Annotated in this window: 15 protein-coding genes; 10 read left to right on the top strand and 5 right to left on the bottom strand. The window is 37.7% G+C overall.

Annotation, left to right across the window (positions count from 1 at the left end; all coding sequences use genetic code 11):
• Positions 1 to 428: 428 nt before the first annotated feature.
• Positions 429 to 1,118 carry an SDR family oxidoreductase gene (locus tag IEX94_RS04520; RefSeq protein WP_156855114.1) on the bottom strand — a complete coding sequence of 230 codons (690 nt, stop codon included), beginning with the start codon at positions 1,116 to 1,118 and terminating at the stop codon, positions 429 to 431.
• Between the two features lie 335 nt (positions 1,119 to 1,453).
• Here IEX94_RS04520 and IEX94_RS04515 point away from each other — a divergent pair, with 335 nt between their 5' ends.
• Positions 1,454 to 2,425: a LacI family DNA-binding transcriptional regulator gene (locus IEX94_RS04515; protein ID WP_156855112.1), complete on the top strand. Its 972-nt coding sequence runs from the start codon at positions 1,454 to 1,456 to the stop codon at positions 2,423 to 2,425.
• Positions 2,426 to 2,441: 16 nt separating this feature from the next.
• Entirely contained in the window at positions 2,442 to 3,353 is a 912-nt protein-coding gene (gene rbsK / locus IEX94_RS04510; RefSeq protein ID WP_188856201.1) for a ribokinase, read from the top strand.
• Between the two features lie 217 nt (positions 3,354 to 3,570).
• Here rbsK and IEX94_RS04505 read toward each other — a convergent pair whose 3' ends face one another.
• The 3 genes from IEX94_RS04505 to IEX94_RS04495 form a co-directional block, all read right to left on the bottom strand.
• Positions 3,571 to 4,716 (bottom strand): acyl-CoA dehydrogenase family protein, encoded by a 1,146-nt coding sequence (locus IEX94_RS04505; protein WP_188856200.1) that lies wholly within the window; start codon positions 4,714 to 4,716, stop codon positions 3,571 to 3,573.
• Between the two features lie 343 nt (positions 4,717 to 5,059).
• Positions 5,060 to 6,340, bottom strand: a complete 1,281-nt coding sequence (locus IEX94_RS04500; RefSeq protein WP_188856199.1) for an L-lactate MFS transporter — start codon at positions 6,338 to 6,340, stop codon at positions 5,060 to 5,062.
• 275 nt (positions 6,341 to 6,615) lie between these two features.
• Positions 6,616 to 7,194: a uracil-DNA glycosylase gene (locus IEX94_RS04495; protein WP_156855249.1), complete on the bottom strand. Its 579-nt coding sequence runs from the start codon at positions 7,192 to 7,194 to the stop codon at positions 6,616 to 6,618.
• Between the two features lie 138 nt (positions 7,195 to 7,332).
• Between IEX94_RS04495 and IEX94_RS04490 the strand changes: the two genes are divergently transcribed.
• The 3 genes from IEX94_RS04490 (at position 7,333) to manA (ending at position 12,420) form a co-directional block, all read left to right on the top strand.
• Positions 7,333 to 9,261: a BglG family transcription antiterminator gene (locus IEX94_RS04490; protein WP_188856198.1), complete on the top strand. Its 1,929-nt coding sequence runs from the start codon at positions 7,333 to 7,335 to the stop codon at positions 9,259 to 9,261.
• 140 nt (positions 9,262 to 9,401) lie between these two features.
• Complete coding sequence (locus tag IEX94_RS04485; RefSeq protein ID WP_188856197.1) at positions 9,402 to 11,351, top strand: PTS fructose transporter subunit IIABC; 1,950 nt, start codon at positions 9,402 to 9,404, stop codon at positions 11,349 to 11,351.
• A 112-nt stretch (positions 11,352 to 11,463) separates the two neighbouring features.
• Positions 11,464 to 12,420 (top strand): mannose-6-phosphate isomerase, class I, encoded by a 957-nt coding sequence (gene manA / locus IEX94_RS04480; protein ID WP_188856196.1) that lies wholly within the window; start codon positions 11,464 to 11,466, stop codon positions 12,418 to 12,420.
• Positions 12,421 to 12,572: 152 nt separating this feature from the next.
• On the opposite strand, the gene IEX94_RS04475 is transcribed toward manA, so the two are convergent.
• Positions 12,573 to 13,427 (bottom strand): ROK family protein, encoded by an 855-nt coding sequence (locus IEX94_RS04475; RefSeq protein WP_188856195.1) that lies wholly within the window; start codon positions 13,425 to 13,427, stop codon positions 12,573 to 12,575.
• Between the two features lie 336 nt (positions 13,428 to 13,763).
• On the opposite strand from IEX94_RS04475, the gene IEX94_RS04470 reads away from it, so the two are divergent.
• From IEX94_RS04470 to IEX94_RS04450, 5 genes are all read left to right on the top strand, one after another.
• Positions 13,764 to 14,072, top strand: a complete 309-nt coding sequence (locus IEX94_RS04470; RefSeq protein WP_156855098.1) for a PTS sugar transporter subunit IIB — start codon at positions 13,764 to 13,766, stop codon at positions 14,070 to 14,072.
• A gap of 22 nt (positions 14,073 to 14,094) precedes the next feature.
• Positions 14,095 to 15,378, top strand: a complete 1,284-nt coding sequence (gene celB / locus IEX94_RS04465) for a PTS cellobiose transporter subunit IIC (RefSeq protein WP_156855096.1) — start codon at positions 14,095 to 14,097, stop codon at positions 15,376 to 15,378.
• A gap of 83 nt (positions 15,379 to 15,461) precedes the next feature.
• Positions 15,462 to 15,767 carry a PTS sugar transporter subunit IIA gene (locus tag IEX94_RS04460; protein WP_156855094.1) on the top strand — a complete coding sequence of 102 codons (306 nt, stop codon included), beginning with the start codon at positions 15,462 to 15,464 and terminating at the stop codon, positions 15,765 to 15,767.
• A 16-nt stretch (positions 15,768 to 15,783) separates the two neighbouring features.
• Positions 15,784 to 17,172 carry a 6-phospho-beta-glucosidase GmuD gene (gmuD, locus tag IEX94_RS04455; RefSeq protein ID WP_188856194.1) on the top strand — a complete coding sequence of 463 codons (1,389 nt, stop codon included), beginning with the start codon at positions 15,784 to 15,786 and terminating at the stop codon, positions 17,170 to 17,172.
• Positions 17,173 to 17,415: 243 nt separating this feature from the next.
• Positions 17,416 to 19,341, top strand: coding sequence for a BglG family transcription antiterminator (locus IEX94_RS04450; RefSeq protein WP_188856193.1), 1,926 nt, complete (start codon positions 17,416 to 17,418; stop codon positions 19,339 to 19,341).
• Positions 19,342 to 19,374 lie beyond the last annotated feature (33 nt).

Below are 19,374 nucleotides of genomic sequence, written 5' to 3'. Positions count from 1 at the left end.
TTTTATTTAAGAGGGGATGGTTTCGAACCCTCTATGAGTAGTTAGAACGAGATATCCATTATTGTTGGTCTTCCTATTCTAACCGTTTCCTTTATAGGATGGATAATAAAGTAACCAAATTTTTATATTCACCATTATAAGGAAAGAAAAGTGGAAACGCAATAGTAGTAAAAAATTGTATGGAGTTGTGTTAATTCTGGCGTTGGGTGTACTGAATTATCGAGGACGCTGTCGTAAGTTAAATTTCTAACTCAAACCTTCTGCGTCTGCCCCGAACCCTAGCATTCTCTTTTCGTTTTTTCAGTATGGATAACCATCTCGCAGTTATCCGTACTGGTTATATAATTAAGGATTGTTCAGTAAACCCTTCCTAAAACATTAAATCCTATTCCTTTAAAAGCTTATAAATACAACACTGTCCACTACTACTATTTGTTAGTAATTGTGATCTCCGTTACAGTCAAATTATCACGCGGTTCAACATTGTTCATAATAATTTCTGCTACGTCGTCCGGATTCATTAAGTGTTTTGTTTCTTCTTCCGTATAAATCCCATCCCAAAATTCAGTTTTCATGCCTCCCATGTATGCAGCATAAACATGAATATTCGTATTTTTTAATTCGGCTACTAGGCTCTCTGTAAATCCTCGTACTCCAAATTTGCTAGCACAGTATACCGATTCGTTTATTTTACCAGTCTTTCCTGCTGTTGAGACAACGTTAATAATTCTTCCTTGGTTCCTTGCTTTCATCTCTTTTAGGGCTTCTTGCGTACAAAAGATGGTTCCTTTCAAATTAATATCAATCATTTGGTTTATATGGGTTTCTTCGATATTTTCAGCGAGATCAAATACACCTAGCCCAGCATTATTTATTAACAGATCTATGGTACCGACTTCACGCTTAATGGAATTAAAGACATTTACTACCTCTGTTTTAGAGGAAACGTCAAGCTCGTAAATTGTATAATCTGATACGAGTGACTCTGAAACCTTAAGAAGCTTCTGTTTCGTGCGTCCTAATAAAACAACATGAAACCCTAATTTCGAATATTTTATTGCTAAAGAGGCACCTAGTCCGCTTCCTGCACCTGTTATGATCACATTCTTTTTCCTCATCTTTACATTCATTCTCCTTTGTGAATAAAGTATTTTAAGTAATATACGTTTGTTTTTAATCGCTAGCCTATGTCAAAATAGAATAATGTGTAACCCTTTACACATATATGATAAAATACTTCTAATTTGATTTCAACTCTCTAATGTAATTGTTTATAATTATTTATTTCCAGTTGAACATGGAATGATTCAAATTTAAAATAAGTATCTGCTCGTAATATCATCATATCGTATTGCAATAATGTTTTATAACAATATATAGCTTATAATAGAGATTAAACTATGATCCTATCTTACTTAGTCTTTACATAGGATCTAAATAGGTGGGGGTTTGTATGGTTACGATAAAAGAAGTGGCAGAAGAAGCAGGGGTTTCGGTTGCAACTGTTTCCCGGGTAATCAATCAAAATGGTTATGTTAGTGAAGAAACTTTGGAAAAAGTAAAAAGTGTAATTGACAAATTAAATTATAAGCCGAATTCAATAGCTAGATCACTTTATCATAAAACTTCAAATATGATTGGTCTCATTATTCCTGACATAACTAACCCTTTTTTTCCAGAATTGGCAAGGGCAGTTGAAGATGTTGCAATGATGTATGGATTTAAAGTTGTACTTTGCAACTCAGATCAAAACCCAGAAAAAGAAATGAAATATCTCGATTTGTTTAAGGAAAAATATGTTGATGGCATTATCTTTACTACACAATCACAAGAATCAACGGTTTATTCAGATTTAAATGTCCCTATAGTTGCTTTGGACCGTATTGGAGATACGACGATCCCTTCCGTTGTTTCAAATAACTATAAAGGTGCTAAGAAAGCTACTGAGCTATTGTTGCAAAAAGGTGTAAAAAATATTGCTCATATTAGAGGTCCAAAAAATATCGCACCTTCAGAAGCACGTTATCACGGTTTTATCGATGCCGTGGAAGGAAAAGGAGTTAATTATACGATAAGTGAAGCTGAATTTCAGCTGAAAGATGCGGAAAGAAAAGCCGAGCAATTCTTTGAAACTCACACAGGTATAGATGGAATTTTTTGTAGTAATGATACAATTGCAGCTGGGTTTTTGAAAGTAGCTTTAAAAAAAGGAATTAAAGTACCCGAAGACCTTCAAATTGTTGGATTCGATGGATCGTTTTTTGGCGAATTTATTTATCCAGAATTAACGACTGTATCCCAGCCTATATATGATATGGGAGCAGTAGCTACTCGATTGTTAATAAAAATAATTCAGGGCAATCAACCGGAAAAGTTACTATATGAAATGCCAACGACAATTATAGAGAGAGGTACGACCAGATAGTAATGGAGGAGATTGTATGAAGAAACCAGTGGTTTCAGTAGTTGGAAGTATAAATATGGACTTAGTGGTGAGTGCCTCCAAGCGTCCCATAGCCGGTGAAACAATCTTAGGAAATGACTTCCAGATTATTCCGGGCGGGAAAGGGGCGAATCAAGCTGTTGCCATTTCGCGTCTTGGGGCTGAAGTTCATATGATTGGAAGAGTTGGAGAAGATACGTTTGGTGCCAATTTAATAGAATTTCTAGAGAAGGAAAGTATATTCTTAGGTGGAGTAGAAACATTACCTGATATATCTTCAGGAGTAGCAGTTGTTACTTTAGCAGATCAAGACAATGATATTATTGTCGTACAAGGAGCCAATAAATATGTAACACCTGATTATATAAGAAAGTTCGAAAAGCAAATTGCGGAAAGTGACGTTGTGCTTGCCCAACTAGAGATTCCTATTGAATCAGTAGACGAGGCTGCAAGGCTTTGTCATAAGTATGGAACTACATTTATCTTAGATCCAGCTCCTGCCCAAGAACTTCCTTCTTCATTAGTAGAATATGCGGATTATATTACACCTAATCAATCAGAGCTTTCTCAGTTAACGTCAGAAGGAATGATGAGTTTAAAACAATACCCACAAAAACTGATTGTTACAGAGGGGAAAAGTGGAGTTATGTATTTTGATGGAAATGATATTATTAAAATATCTAGTTACCCTGTTAAAGCAGTAGATACTACGGGTGCCGGTGATACGTTTAACGGAGCATTCGGTTATGCTATCAGTCAAAAATACGATTTACAAACTGCTTGTGAATTTGCAAATGCAGCAGCAGCCTTATCTGTTACGAAGCTGGGAGCTCAAGGTGGAATGCCAACGATGGATGAGGTTAAAGAATTTCTTTATAAAAATGGAAAAGGAGATATTGTAATTGCTTGAAATAATTAAAAAAGAGAAGTACTAAAAGTTGTGGTATCTAAATTATTCTAAGTTTTTTATTGACTCTAGCTTGTGAATTTATTTTCCCTTTAAGCACCAACTACTATCTCTTCGGGGCCAGTTTACGATAAAGGCATAAAGTATACCAATCAGAAGCAACGATGCGGGAATGTTAAGGGAGGGGGGAACGAGAGTCCCCGACATTCCCCCATGTAACTTAATTATTTTTCGTTTGAGCCAAATTCATAATCGTCATATCATCCATCGGCGGGTTATGAAGGCCGGCACGAACATCGCGGTAATAGCGCTGTAATGGATTGTTCTCTGACAGACTTCGGGCACCGACGATACGCATCGCTAGATCCACTACATGAATTGCCTTGTTGACAACCGATAATTTTACGGCGCCAAGCTCTGGTCCCATTGTTTGCCTCATGCTTTCATCTGCTCCGTCCCATTTTCTAGCTACAGAGAAAAGGAAGTGTTTTGATTCTAATATCGCTAATTCCATTTCTCCCATCTTCTGTTTGACGTTTGGCAAGTCGGAAATGGTTCCGGATATGCTGTTAGGTGAATAAGTTCTAGCAAATTGATTAGCATAATCCTGAGCAGCGCGGGCGATACCGAGATAACAGGCTGGAATATGAAGCAGCCAACCCGTTGCTTTTCTCTTTCCACCTGTGAGTTCTTCCACGAGATCATCTTTTTCTACCTGCACATTTTCGAGAACGAGGTCGTGACTGCCTGTTCCTCTCATAGCAATGGAATCCCAGGTTTCATCAATGCTTACTCCTTTAATATCATGTTTAATTAAAAAGTTACCTATTTTCTCCGTCCCATCAATCGAGGCACTTACTACAAAATAATCAAGAATTGGAGCGAGGGTCGTGAATGTTTTTCTGCCATTAATTACCCACCCTTGTTCGGTTTTCTTGGCATACGTTTCCGGCTTTCCTCCACGTGTCGGACTGCCAGTGGCCGGTTCGGATGCTGCGTTATTCAGCAAGGAACCAGTTGCAACCACGTCTTTTGCTACGCTTGCAAACTTATCCTTATCCCAGATATTATTTTCGCCAAGATGTTTCATGATTCCCATATGCCAGCCAATGGAAAGGGCTGTTGACCCGTCTGCTTTACCGATGATCGCTTGCAGGTAAAGCATTTCACTGAGAGAAATCTCGCCACCACCATACTTTTTAGGTAATGTAAGAGCTGGATAACCGATACTTTTTAGTGCGTTGAAGTTTTCAAAAGGAAAAGTGCCTTTCTTATCATGCTGTGCAGCTCGTTCTGTAAAGGGAGCAACTGTTTTCTTGAGTAAATCAGCACGTTCCTCCATCGTTTGTAGCTCTGTGATTTTCATTCCATATCCCTCCGTTAGTTTGAGTAACCTTCCGTAAGTTGTAATCCTATTAATTTACTTGGTTTTATACAATTTATTATGTCATTAGGAGGTAGAAAGTTCAATAAATAGGTGGATTGGTCTCCCGTGATGGTAAGCAAAGTATGCCATTGACACGTTATATTTACTTAGGATGCTAACACGTATTCGTGGTAAATGTGAATTAGTGTATTAACTACATATTTAACTAACAAAATCAACACTTACATAAACTGAAACTTCATTCAGTGGAAGAAAAACAAAAACTCCGACTGAATGAAGTTTCAGTTTATAAGAAGGTACATGGATACCTTTGCCTAATCGTTTACTTATTCAACACACTTCCCTTTTCATAAGCAAGTGGTGTTACTTCCTTCTTGTTTCGGATTCTTTTTATATCTAGTCGTATCCATAAGGAAAGTGCCAAGGCGACGACGAATAATAAACTAAAAATCATCATAGTCAAATCATAACTATTGGTTGAATCATAAATCAGGGATAAAAGAAGCGGTCCAGCTAAACCAGCCATTGCCCAGGCAGTCAAGATGTAACCGTGTATAGCGCCCAGCTGCTTTGTACCGAATAAATCCCCAATATACGCAGGAATCGAAGCGAATCCTCCACCATAACACGAAAGAATTGCAAACAATAAAATTTGGAAAACGATTGGGTTGCTTGCAAAAGGTAATATAAAGAATGCAGCAACTTGAATAACAAAAAATACGGTGTATACATTCGGGCGTCCAATATAATCACTTAACGAGGCCCAGCCTAGTCGACCGGCACCATTAAACACACCCATGATGCCGACCATCGTAGCTGCAGCAAGCGCGGTCATCCCTGTGATCTCCTGTGCCATTGGAGATGCAACTGCAAGAATCGCAATGCCACATGTAATATTGATAAATAACATGAACCAAAGAAACCAGAAACGTCGTGTTTTAATTGCTTCATTTGCTGTTAACTGAGATAGATCGGGTTTGATCTTTTGGTTACTGGATTTCTTTTCCTCAAATCCTTTTGGTACCCAATCTTTTGGTGGCGGCGCTAAATAAAGGGAGGAAAGGTTCATGACAGTAAAGTATATTACTCCTAATATAAAGAAGGTGGCGGGAATATTGATTGCGTCAATTAACGCTGCAGCAAGAGGGCCGGAAATCATTGCCGCAAATCCAAATCCCATAATAGCTAGTCCAGTAGCAAGCCCCCTGCGATCCGGGAACCATTTCACAAGTGTAGAAACCGGCGCGATGTAACCAATTCCGAGCCCAATCCCACCAATAACACCATAGAATAAGTATAATAATAGTAAGGATTCTGTTAATGTAGCAAGTCCCGAACCAGCGACTCCAACGCTGAAAAATAAGGCAGAAAGCATCCCGGATTTTTTAGGACCATGCTTCTCTACAAATCTACCCATAAAAGCGGCGGACATTCCTAAAAAGAAAATTGCGATACTGAATGCTGTAGATACCTGCGCCGTGTCCCATCCGTACTGCTCGACCATAGGATTTGTAAACACACTCCATGCATAAGCAGAACCAATGGAAAGATGAATACCTAAGGCTGAAGCAGCAATTAACCATCTGTTTTTAACTTTTCCCATCTAACATCCTCCTTTTTTAATATATGGAAAATTCTTGGTTGATATAATATTCTCTATCTATTAATCTAAAATATACACCAATTTGTAAGCGATTTCAATTCCGGATTTTATTTTGTTTTTGTCTGTCCACAGCTGAATAATGATAGACCTTTCTGTAATAATTAATGGTGAATTCTATGATGAAGAAGTTAAACTCGGATTTTTAGTTGGAAAGGAGGTCGGCAAGCCTGTTTTATTCCGAGCAAGGTTTTACAGTAAAGAAATGGATTAGGTCTTCAAGACTGCATTTTACGGTAGTGATTGGCAATAAAAGTTAAATCCTCAATGAATAATGAGCGTAAATTCGGTCGGCGTCTGACAGCTAATGGATGATAAGCCACCGCTGTCTTAAACCCATGTATTTCATGCATGAAGCCGCGCAGTGATTTTACATCTACATCGGGATCTTGGAAAAAAGATTGGACTGCAACATTTCCTAAACAGAGAATAAAATCTGGCTGTTTAAGTTGAAGCTGTTGAGTCAAGTGCATCATGCAGACTTGTCGGACTAGCTCTTTATCATAAGCACGTACCGGCCTTCTTTTTAAAATGTATGTAATATACAATTCCTCCATTTCTAGTCCAACCTCTTTGGCACCCTGCTGAAGTGTCTGCCTTGTGCCACAAACAAATGCATTACCTTCACGATCTTCACGTGCACCAGGATTATCAAGAATAACCATAATAGGTGCATTTGGATGTCCTTCACCCCACACCATACGTGAGCCTTGTAGGTATAACCCGCATTCCTTGCACTCTCTAACGTCTTTTGGGACCGGTTCCTCAGGCCACGGCATCGGACAAAAATCAGACAAAGAATTCGCCTCCTTTTGCTTGCAAAATGTATACATCTTAATCTGCCCAAATATCCTCAGTTCATAACTTCCCCTGTAGATATTCATTGCTTCTTCATCACCTATTAGTCTAAACTCTTACATAGGAGTAGATAAACTATGAATGAAAGACAAAAAGAACTTCTAAAAATACTTTTAACTGAATATCAAGTCCCGCTCCTTATCCAAGAACTTGCCTCGCGACTAGATTGTTCAGAGAAGACAGTGCGAAATGATTTAAAACAAATTGATTTATATTTAGTCGAGGTGTCAAATGGCAGTATCGAGCGAAAGCCAGGTGTTGGTGTTACGCTTGAAATGGATGAAACGGAACGTATAGAAGTATTGCACTTGCTTTTATCAACGTCTCCTTTTCAAGGTAAGGGAGAGCGAATTATAGAAATTGCTTTTCAATTACTTACAAGTAATAATCCGGTTACAATCCAAGCCTTTGTAAATAAATATTATGTGGCAAAGACTGTGATTAAGAAAGAATTGGACAACATACAGCATTGGTTAGCGTCTTTTGACCTGGAATTGATTTCTAAACCAGGGCTTGGGCACATGATTAAGGGGACAGAATTGCAGAAACGCCAAGCATTATCACGGCTGCCGCTACTAGTTTCAACGGCCGATCGAAAATACGTCCTTGATTTATTTTTGCCCCATGAGATTACGACAATTAAGAAAGCGTTGCGTGATCTGCGGCTGAACTATCGTTTATCTTTTACAGATGAAGCAATGGAGAGTCTCCTTGTACATGCTCTCATTATGCTAAAGCGTACGAGACAAAAATCGCCTGTGCTTGTTAATGAAAAAGAAAAAGTACACGTTTTTGGTCAGGAAGAGTATCGCTATGCTGTCTCTTTTTTTGAACAACTGGAAGCCGTATTTCGAATTTCTTTTCCTGAAGATGAACGTGTTTATTTTACTTGGCATCTTATAAGCAGTAAGGTGACTGAAGACGGTCTAAATGATAAATTAAGTTCCGATTCCTTTTTACTGGAAGTAGTATCTAATCTAATTAGGAAGCTAAGCAAACTAACATTGTTTCCATTTAAAAAAGATGCGGTACTAGAAAAAGGATTAGTTGTGCATATGCATTCTGTGATTAATCGCATCCGATATGGTTTTCCCATTACGAACCCAATGTTACTTGAAATTAAAAAGATGTACCCGTACATGTTTAGCATGATTATTTTGGCATTGGGAGAGATAAGGCAAACATATAATCTTGATATTAAAGAGGATGAGGCTGCATATCTCGTTTTACATTTCCAAGCCTCTATAGAAAGAATGGAAGGATTCAAAAATGAACGTAGGAAAACTTTAATTGTCTGTCATATGGGTGTAGGGATGTCCCATTTACTTGAGGCTAAAATTGCTCAAAATTATAAGGGAATTGAAATTGTCGCTTGTATAAGTAGAGCAGAGATAGATCAAGTTTTAAAGACAAAAGAAGTAGATTTTATTATTTCTACCGTTCCACTAGAAAAAGTGGAGGTACCCTTTATTGTTATTTCTCCTTTGCTGGAGACAAAAGATAAGGAAAAGCTTAGTCAGTTTTTGGATGAGCTAGATCATAAGGTTGAAAAAAGTAGCGGTTCTTTAATTCAAAGCTTCATCTCTAAAGATTTGTTCTTCCTCGAAGTGGACAGGGAACATCGTTATGAAGTAGTTGAGTTACTCGGAAATGCACTGATTCAAAAAGGATATGTAAAGGAAAACTTTACTCATAGCGCACTACTTAGAGAAAGAAAATCTGCAACCTCAATTGGCGGAGGTATTGCTATACCACACGCTGATCCTGTTCTTATAAAAAAATCGGCGATCGCAGTAGCTGTTTTGAAGGATCCGATTGAATGGGGAAATGAATTTGTCTCTGTTGTCTTCATGCTTGCAATAGCAAATGCCGATCAAAAAATAACTAGGGAAGTTATCGGACAAATTGCAGCAATCAGCGAGGAACCGTTAATAGGGAAGGAACTAGCAAATGTGCAAAACATGCAAACATTTATAGACGTTTTAGAGAAGAGAGTAGGTTATTAAGCCTGCTTTCTTTTTTATGTATGGTAAGGTCTAATTGATCATTTATTACCACTAGTTCCGGTAAAAATAAAAACTTATTCATGGACAAGCTAGAGTTATAATAAGTTTAGAACGCAATTACTTTTCAAGGAGGATACATGATGAAAGTATTAGCTGTGACAGCTTGTCCAGTTGGAATTGCTCATACGTACATGGCTGCAGAAAATTTACAAAAAGCAGGCGAAGAAATGGGTATTGACATAAAAGTGGAGACGCAAGGATCAATTGGTGTAGAGAATCCATTAACGGAACAAGACATCGAAGAAGCAGATGCAATTATTATTGCTGCTGATAAAGAGGTATCAAAGGAACGTTTTGTAGGGAAGAAACTGATTGTGACAGGTGTACAGGATGGAATTCGTAAACCAAAGGAATTGATTGAACAAATCCAAAGTGGTGATGTAGCTATTTATCGTCCTGCATTAAGAGATGCAGAAAATATTAAGAACGAACGTAAGAAAAAGGAAAATCCTATTTATAAACATCTAATGAATGGTGTTTCCTATATGGTGCCATTTATTGTTGTCGGTGGTTTATTGATTGCGATTGCATTGACACTTGGTGGAGAGCAAACTCCAGGTGGAATCGTGATACCGGAAGATTCGATCTGGAAACAAATTGAATCTCTTGGCAGTACAGCATTTATGTTTATGGTTCCGATATTAGCTGGATTCATTGCTGTAAGTATTGCTGATAGACCAGGCCTTGTACCAGGTATGATTGGTGGTTATATTGCTGCTAACGGAAGTTTTTACGGTAGTGAAGCTGGCGCAGGTTTTATCGGTGGGATTATTGCTGGTTTTCTAGCTGGTTATGTTGCATTGGCTATTAAGAAAATTAAAGTACCAAAAGCTGTTCAACCTGTTATGCCGATCATATTTATTCCAATTATTGCATCCTTTATTGTTGGATTATTATTTATCTTTGTTATCGGTGCACCAGTTGCACAAATCTTTGAGGCGTTAACGGTATGGCTTGCAGGTATGGAAGGATCAAGCTCGATTTTATTGGCACTTATTCTTGGTGCGATGATTGCGATAGATATGGGTGGACCATTCAATAAAGTTGCTTTCTTATTTGGATCTGCCATGATAGCAGAAGGTAACTATGAAATTATGGGACCAATTGCTGTTGCTATTTGTATCCCACCAATTGGAATGGGACTAGCAACGATGATGAATAAGAAAAAATATCTAGATAATGAAAAAGAAGCTGGAAAAGCCTCTTTTACGATGGGCCTTTTTGGCATTACAGAAGGTGCGATACCATTCGCAGCACAAGATCCACTTCGTGTAATACCAAGTATTGTTGTTGGTTCTATGGTTGGATCCGTTATTGCGATGATTGGTAATGTAGGTGATCGGGTTGCCCATGGTGGACCAATCGTAGCTGTGTTAGGTGCGGTAGATAATGTAGCGATGTTCTTTATTGCATCCATTATTGGAGTTATTGTAACGGCATTTATGGTTAACTTCTTGAAGAAAGACGTGGTTGACGAGTCAACTCTTGCAGTGGCAGGTGGAGGTACGATCGGTGATTTAAATGAGGAAGTTCAAGAAGATGCTGAATCCGAGGAAGTTGAAATAGAAGAAATCAATAAACTAACCTCTATTACGAATATTGATTTAATTGAAACGGATTTAGCTGGTGAAACTCGTGATGATGTTATCGATGAGCTTATTGGAAAGTTTGATGCATCCGGAATTTTAAATTCGAAAGAGGTTTTTAGACAAGCAATTTTAAATCGTGAAAGTCAAAGCACAACAGGACTCGGTATGAATATCGCAATTCCGCACGGCAAGTCAAACACAGTGAAACGCCCTGCGGTTGCATTTGGTATTAAGCGAGACGGTGTTGACTGGCAAAGTTTAGACGGAACGAAGGCGAAGCTCATCTTTATGATTGCAGTACCAGAGGAAAGTGCTGGAGACACTCATTTAAAGATTTTACAAATGTTATCCCGTAAATTGATGGACGAAGAGTTTAGAGAGCAGCTTTTGAATGTGCGCAGTTCAGAAGAAGCTTATGAGCTGTTAGATACGATAAGCTAGTTTGAGGGGCTATCTACTAAAATGACAGAAGGGAACCTTGTGTTTTCTTCTGTTCCTCTTATGATAGAATGACACTGTACATAAAAGAAAAATTAGATTAATGGAGGTCACTATGTATAACGAACCTATTTTTCTACAACCTGTATTTCAAGAAAGAATCTGGGGTGGACAAAAACTAAATACACAATTTAATTATGACATTCCTTATGAACACACTGGTGAGGCTTGGGTTGTCTCTGCTCATCCTAATGGGCCAAGCATTATAGAGAATGGTCCATTAAAGGGAAAGACTTTAGCAGATGCTTGGATGTCGCATGGTGAATTATTTAATAGGCGTAAAGACTATGAGGGTGATTATCCTTTATTAGTAAAAATTTTAGATGCAGCTGATAATCTGTCCGTGCAAGTACACCCGAATGATCAATTTGCACAAGAAGTAGAAGACGTACCATATGGAAAGACAGAGTGCTGGTATGTTTTAAGTGCAGAAGAGGGTGCGGAGCTTGTGTTAGGACATCATGCAACGACACAAGAAGAACTTGAAGATATGATCAATCGTGGTGAATGGGATCAATTGTTACGCCGTGTCAGTGTAAAGGCCGGAGATTTTGTATATGTTCCAAGTGGTACGATTCATGCAATTGGAAAAGGTATTGTAATCTTGGAAATACAACAAAGTTCAGACATTACGTATCGAGTATATGATTATAACCGAACAGATGTAGCGGGGAATAAGCGTGAACTGCATTTAGAACGTGCAAAACAAGTAACAACAGTTCCACATCAAGATGCAGAGGTAGAACAAACGGAAAATGTGGTAGGCGATTTAACAGTTAAGAAATTGGTGGAAGAGAAGTATTTTTCTGTGTATCACTGGGAGTTAAACGGTAATGCTGCACTTACGATGGATGAGGACTTTTTACAGGTGAGTGTCATTGCAGGTCAAGCAAAGCTAACAGTGAATGGTCAGGATTTTGAAATAGAGAAGGGGAGTCACTTTGTAATCCCACATAGTGTTGAAACATATGAGCTTACCGGTGAAGCGGAGTTGGTTGTTTCTCATACTTAAATGAAATTACTTAGAATAGTTATAAAGATGTAAGAACAGAAACCAACTGATAGTTCATGAAAATCACCCTACAAAAAGGTTCCGTCACAAATGATCGGAACCTTTTTTCGATACTCATGACTGTTTATGAGTTATGTCTCAGTTTTTCCCATTCAGCCCAACAAAGCCAGCGCAATAGCACCTTTAATCCCCTGTTCATCATTTAATGTAGGTGCTACAATCATTTCATCCAAATTTTCAAGCTGCATGTATGTATTCGACAATGCCATTACTTTTTTACGAATAAGTGGATATAGCTGCTCCTGTTTCATTACGCCACCACCAATGATTACTTTTTCAGGAGAAAGAATAAGAAGATAATTAATGATAGCTTGTGCTAAATAGTCTGCTGTCATTTCCCATGCAACATGATCTGTTCCTAATAAATCTCCTTTTTTACCAAAGCGCTTTTCAATCGCTGGTCCTGAAGCCAAACCTTCTAAACAGGTACCATGGTAAGGACAGTTTCCTTCAAAATTATCGTCTTTTCTTTGCTGAATAAAGATGTGTCCCATCTCGGGATGATTTTTGCCAATATAAGTCTGTCCGTCTTTCACAAATCCGGCTCCAATACCTGTGCCTACAGTGATATAAAGGACACTAGCAGCATTTTTTGCAGCACCATATTTGAATTCTCCTAATGCTGCAGCATTGACATCCGTATCTAACGTTATTGGTATATTATAATCTAGTTTTAGCTGATCTAATAGACGGTACTGCTTCCATTCTAGCTTCGGTGTGTTTAAAATCCTGCCAAATGTTTTACTTTTTTTATTCAAGTCAACAGGGCCAAAACTTCCTACGCCTAGTGCTTGGATATTATAATTGTTGAAGAATTGCTTTGCTGCACCCAGTGTATTTACAGGGTCTTCTGTAGGGAATGTTACCTTGTCTAAAACATTTCCTGATTCATCTCCAACAGCACATACAAATTTGGTACCACCTGCTTCAATCCCACCTATAAGCATGTTTCTCATCTCCTAAGTACTAGTTTTCTTACTCAATATAAAATAACATGAAAGCGCATAAAGAAAAAGAATAACTTAGATGAGAAGTGTTTTAAAGAAACTACCAAGAAGAATCTTTATGATTTGACTTGGAGGCATTGCACAAGCAAAAAACTAAAACAGATTGTTATTATGCGGAGTCTGTTATAAATTTACGAGAAGTGAAAAAGTAGTGAGAGCGTTTAATAACTTCCCCTTCCTAGAGGAAAAACAATGCGTGTTAATGAAATCGCTTTAGCGTTACTATAAATAATAGATAGGAAATAAATTACATTAGAAACTAGGAGGAATTATCAAATGAAAAATATATTATTAGCATGCTCGTCAGGAATGTCAACAAGTCTTTTAGTTAACAAGATGAAAGAAGCAGCTGCTTCTAGAGGAGTAGAAGTCAATATTTGGGCTGTTGCACAAGATAAAGCACCAACTGAAATCGAAAAGGCTGATGTTCTTTTAATCGGCCCGCAAATGAGATTTATGAAGAAGAAATTCTCAGTAGTGGCAGAGAAGGCTGGAGTTCCATTAGATATTATTGATCCCATGGCTTATGGTCGTGTAGATGGAGAAGCGGTTTTAAATAAAGCATTGGAGCTAATTGGTGAATAATTATTAAGAGGGGGAGCAAAAAATGAACAGGTTTATGGAAGTCTTGGAAAATATACTGTTACCAATTGCAGACAAACTTAACAATAATAAATATTTGACGGCATTACGTGACGGCTTCATGGTTTCATTACCATTAATTATTTTTGGTTCAATATTCGTTGTGCTCGCAAATCTGCCATTTTTAGATAAATTGATTGGGGAAAAAGCATTTGTAACCTATCAAGATGCATTAGGGCCTGCTTCAGCCGCAACCTTAAGTATTATGGGTTTGTTTGTCATTATTGGTATTGGATATAAGCTAACCGAGCAATATGGTTTGGAGGCTATTTATGGTGGGGCGGTTGCTTTAGCTTCATTCTTAATCTTAACACCGCAAGTGGTTGAGGGAGTGTCAGGTGTTATTCCAACAGTAAGCTTAGGTGCACAAGGGATGTTCTTAGGAATCATTACAGCATTCGTTTCGGCTGAACTATACCGGTTTTTTACACAGAAAGATTGGACAATCAAAATGCCACCAGGCGTTCCAGATGCAGTTTCTAAATCATTTAGTGCGTTAATTCCAATCACATTAACATTATCATTCTTTTTAATCATTCGTATTATTTTTAGCTATACACCATTTGAAACCATACAGAACTTTATCTATACCATCATTCAACAGCCATTGACTGCTCTAGGTAGTGGCTTGCCAGCAACTATTGTTGCAGTACTTTTAATTCAAGTTTTCTGGTTCTTTGGTTTACATGGTCAAATTATCGTAAACTCTGTATTTGATCCAATTTGGTACGCATTAAACGATGAAAACCTACAAGCGTTCCAAGCTGGTCTTGAGTTGCCAAACGTTGTAACAAAACAGTTTATTGATACTTTCTTGGTTGGTATGGGTGGGACTGGTATGACGTTAGCGGTCATCATCCTTATCTTTATGATTGGGCGAAGCAGGCAGTTAAAAGAGTTAGGAAAGCTTGGTGCGCCAGCGGGTATATTCAACGTAAACGAGCCAATTATCTTTGGATTACCGATTGTTATGAATCCATTAGTTCTGATTCCTTGGATTATCTCTCCGGTTGTTATAACAATTATTACGTATATTGCGATGTCAACTGGAATCGTACCGAAGCCAGCTGGAATTATTGTCCCCTGGACTACACCACCGCTTATAAGCGGATTTTTAGCAACAGGTAATGCATGGCAAGGTGCGGTACTGCAGGCATTTAATATAATGGTCGTAATGGTAATCTGGTGGCCGTTTTTGAAAATTCTAGATAAAAACTATTATGAGAAAGAGAAAAGCGGGAATAAGTAAATAAAAAAATGGCCCGATTTTTAAAATGGGTTTCATCTTATTTGGGATGTATGATGCTAGCAACTTATGAGAGGTGAAGGAGTATGGACAACATAACAGAAATTGCATTTCAAATCATTTTATATGCAGGAAATGGTCGTTCTAGTGCGATGGAGGCTATTCAAGATGCCAAAGAGGGGATTTTTGAAGAGGCTGATCGAAAAATTGTAGAAGCGGGTGAAGAACTAACGAAGGCACATGATTTTCAGACAAAGCTATTACAAGAGGAAGCTAATGGAGGAGGGGCGAATGTGAATGTTATTTTAATTCATTCACAGGATCATTTAATGAACGCTATGACTATACGGGATCTAGCAGTAGAATTCATTGAAATCTATCGCAGAAAATAATAAGGAGGCACATAAAATGTCAATTCAATATAAGTTCCCAGAAGGATTTTGGTGGGGAAGTGCAACCTCGGCAACGCAAATGGAGGGGGCTGCCAATGAGGAAGGAAAGGGAAAAAATATCTGGGATCATTGGTACGAAATTGAACCAAATCGCTTTTTTGAAGGCGTAGGACCAGAATCTACTTCTGACTTTTATTACCGTTATAAAGAGGATATCCAATTAATGAAGAAAATTGGTCACAACACATTTCGGCTATCAATCTCTTGGTCTCGGCTAATCCCTGGTGGACGTGGTGAAGTCAATCAAGAGGCTGTGAAATTTTACAATAATGTTATTGATGAACTACTTGCTAATGGGATTGAGCCTTTTGTAAACCTATACCATTTTGATATGCCATTCGAGTTACAAGAAGAAGGTGGCTGGGAAAGCAGATCTGTTGTTGATGCATATGCAGCATATGCTAAAGAGGCTTTCCATCTATTTGGTGATCGTGTTTCAAAATGGTTTACTTTCAACGAGCCAATTGTGCCAGTTGAAGGCGGTTACCTATATGACTTTCATTATCCTAATGTAGTGGATGGAAGACGAGCGGTACAAGTTGCATACAACACAATGATTGCTCATGCAAAAGCGGTGGAAGTTTTCCGTACATTTGCGATTAAAGATGGAAAAGTAGGTATAATTTTAAATCTAACGCCATCTTATCCGCGTAGTCAAAACCCTGCTGACTTAAAAGCTTCTCAGATTGCAGATTTATTTTTCAACCGTAGCTTCTTGGATCCAGCAGTCTTAGGGGAGTATCCTGAAGAATTAATCGAAATTTTACGGGAACACGGTCAATTACCTATTACAGAAAATGGAGATCGTGAGCTAATTAAAGCAAACACTACTGATATTCTAGGTGTCAATTATTATCAACCACGTCGTGTAAAAGCAAAAGAGCATTTGCCAAACCCACATGGGCCTTTCATGCCTGATTGGTTCTTCGATAACTATGATATGCCGGGGCGTAAAATGAATCCTTATCGCGGCTGGGAAATTTACGAAAAAGGTATCTATGATATTATGATTAATTTAAAAGAAAACTATGGCAACATTGAATCCTTCATCTCGGAAAATGGTATGGGAGTTCAGGATGAAGAACGCTTCTTAGAAGAAGGAGAAATTCAAGACGACTACCGAATTGACTTTATCCGTGAGCATCTAAAGTGGTTACATAAAGCAATCCAGGAAGGGTGTAACGCAAAAGGCTACCACCTCTGGACATTTATGGACAACTGGTCTTGGATGAACGCTTATAAAAATCGATATGGATTCTTTTCAGTCGATGTAAAGACAAAGGAACGCACACCGAAGAAAAGTGCATACTGGATTAAAGAGGTGTCCGAGCAAAACGGGTTTTAATAAGAATCAAGTAGTATTTCTTTTGTTAGTAAAGTCAATATTAGTAAAATAAGAAGAAGGTATTGATGACTCTATTATATTAGTATTTTTTCTAAAAGGTTCTGGCTCGAGATGTGTATCAGAGCCTTTTATCACGTATTAACGGTCTGTAATCCCCACTGAATGAATTTCACTTTACGGTTAAAATAATGATAAAGGAATCATGTTAATAGGAACTGGTACACCGGAAGAAGGTGGAATAAGATGCTAGAATATAGAACAAAAACGATATTACGAGAATTAATCGCAGTTGAAGCTCCCGTTACCGGTAGTTACTTAGCTTCTTTAACTCAAGTAACAGTTCGAACCACGAGGGAAGATATTAAAAATCTTTCGATGCTATTAAAGGGAAATGGGGCTATTATTGAGTCATTAAAAGGGAAGGGGTATCAGCTGAAAATTATAGATGAACAACTTTTCCGAGACTTTTTAACAGAAATATCAAGTAATAGCCAATCAATGAACGAGTTTGTTCCAGATACACCTGAGGAAAGAACGAAATATATCATTATACGACTTCTACTTAATAAGAATTATATTAAATTAGATGATTTAGCGGATGAGATGTATATCAGTAGGTCTACTATTCAAAATGATTTAAAGCAAGTAAGAAAAATATTGCTTAAATACGAACTTAGCTTAGAAGTACGTCCGAATTATGGTTTTAAAGTGAATGGAAATGAAATGAAACTTCGCTTTTGTATGGCTGAATATATTTTTGACTGGAATGAAGATATTGGGGAGCAACTGATGGACCCATATCTCGCTTCCTTTGATCAGAAAGTACTTGATGTTTTTTTGAAGATTATCATAGAGCAAATTAATTCCCATTCTATCACTCTTTCAGACATAGCGTTAAATAATTTACTCGTTCATATTGCCATTGCTTATAAGCGGATAAAAAGTGGTAATCATGTGAAATTATATAATATGGACTTACAGGATATTTTGAACCAAAAAGAATATAAAGTTGCGCAGGAGATCGTAGAAGAGATAGAAGAAAAGTTCCAAGTTGAATTTCCGCAATTAGAGGTAGCCTATATTGCCATACATTTACTTGGGACAAAAATGCTTTCTCAGGCGAATCATGCTGTTGAAGAGGTAATTGATAAGGATATCTTTCATCTTGTTAAATCGGCGTTGAATAAAGTCGAGCAAGAATTGAACCTTGGAATTGATGAGGATAAGGAGTTAATATTTGGGTTATGTCTTCATTTAAAGCCGGCTGTTAATCGGTATAAGTATGGCATGAATATACGGAATCCAATGCTGGAAGATATTAAAAAGAATTATCCATTGGCATTTGAAGCGGCTGTCTATGCCGGAATAATAATCGGAGAAGAAACAGGAACTGAAATAGATGAACCTGAGGTTGGCTATATTGCCCTTCATATAGGAGCAGCGATTGAAAGAAGGAAGTTGAAAAGTGGACCAAAGCGCTGTTTAATCGTATGTGCGTCTGGCTTTGGAACAGCACAATTAATCTATTATAAATTGAAAAATCAATTCGGTGAGGATTTAGATGTTGTTGGGACAACGGAATATTATAAATTACGTGATTATAATTTGTATGATATAGATTTTATTGTCAGTTCGATTCCAATTCAAGATAATATTCCAGTACCAGTTATTCAAGTTAATGCCATTTTAGGAGATCGCGATTTAACGAAGATTGGACGATTTGTGGGAGAGCAAGGCCAATCGATGAATCGTTATTTTAGTGAGGAGTTAACGTTTCTTCGGAAAAAACACCAAACCATGGATGAGGTTTTGAGTTTTCTAAATGATGAATTGCTTAAGAGAGGTATAGTAGACGAGACGTTTCTAGAAGCGGTTTACGAAAGAGAAAAAGTGGCTCCGACTTCATATGGCAATTTAGTAGCAATACCACATCCGATAACACCAAAGACTAAAAAAACCTTTCTAACTATATGTACTTTAGAAAAGCCAATAAGATGGGAAGACAAACCGGTTCAATTTATTTGCCTTCTATGTGTTAAGAAAAATTCCCAAGAAGACCTACAGGCAATGTATGAAATGCTTGGTGAGATAATTGACAGTAGCACAATGGTTGAAAGGCTGATTAAAGCTAGAAATTATAAGGAGTTTGTTGGGAGTTTTTTAAGCTAAGGGATGGTGTTATAATGTGCCCGAGCGAAATAT

The sequence above is a fragment of the Oceanobacillus indicireducens genome (genome assembly GCF_014647195.1).
Classification (GTDB): domain Bacteria; phylum Bacillota; class Bacilli; order Bacillales; family Amphibacillaceae; genus Oceanobacillus; species Oceanobacillus indicireducens.
The sequence above is the reverse complement of the archived record's forward strand: the minus strand, read 5'-3'. Positions and strand labels throughout refer to the sequence as shown.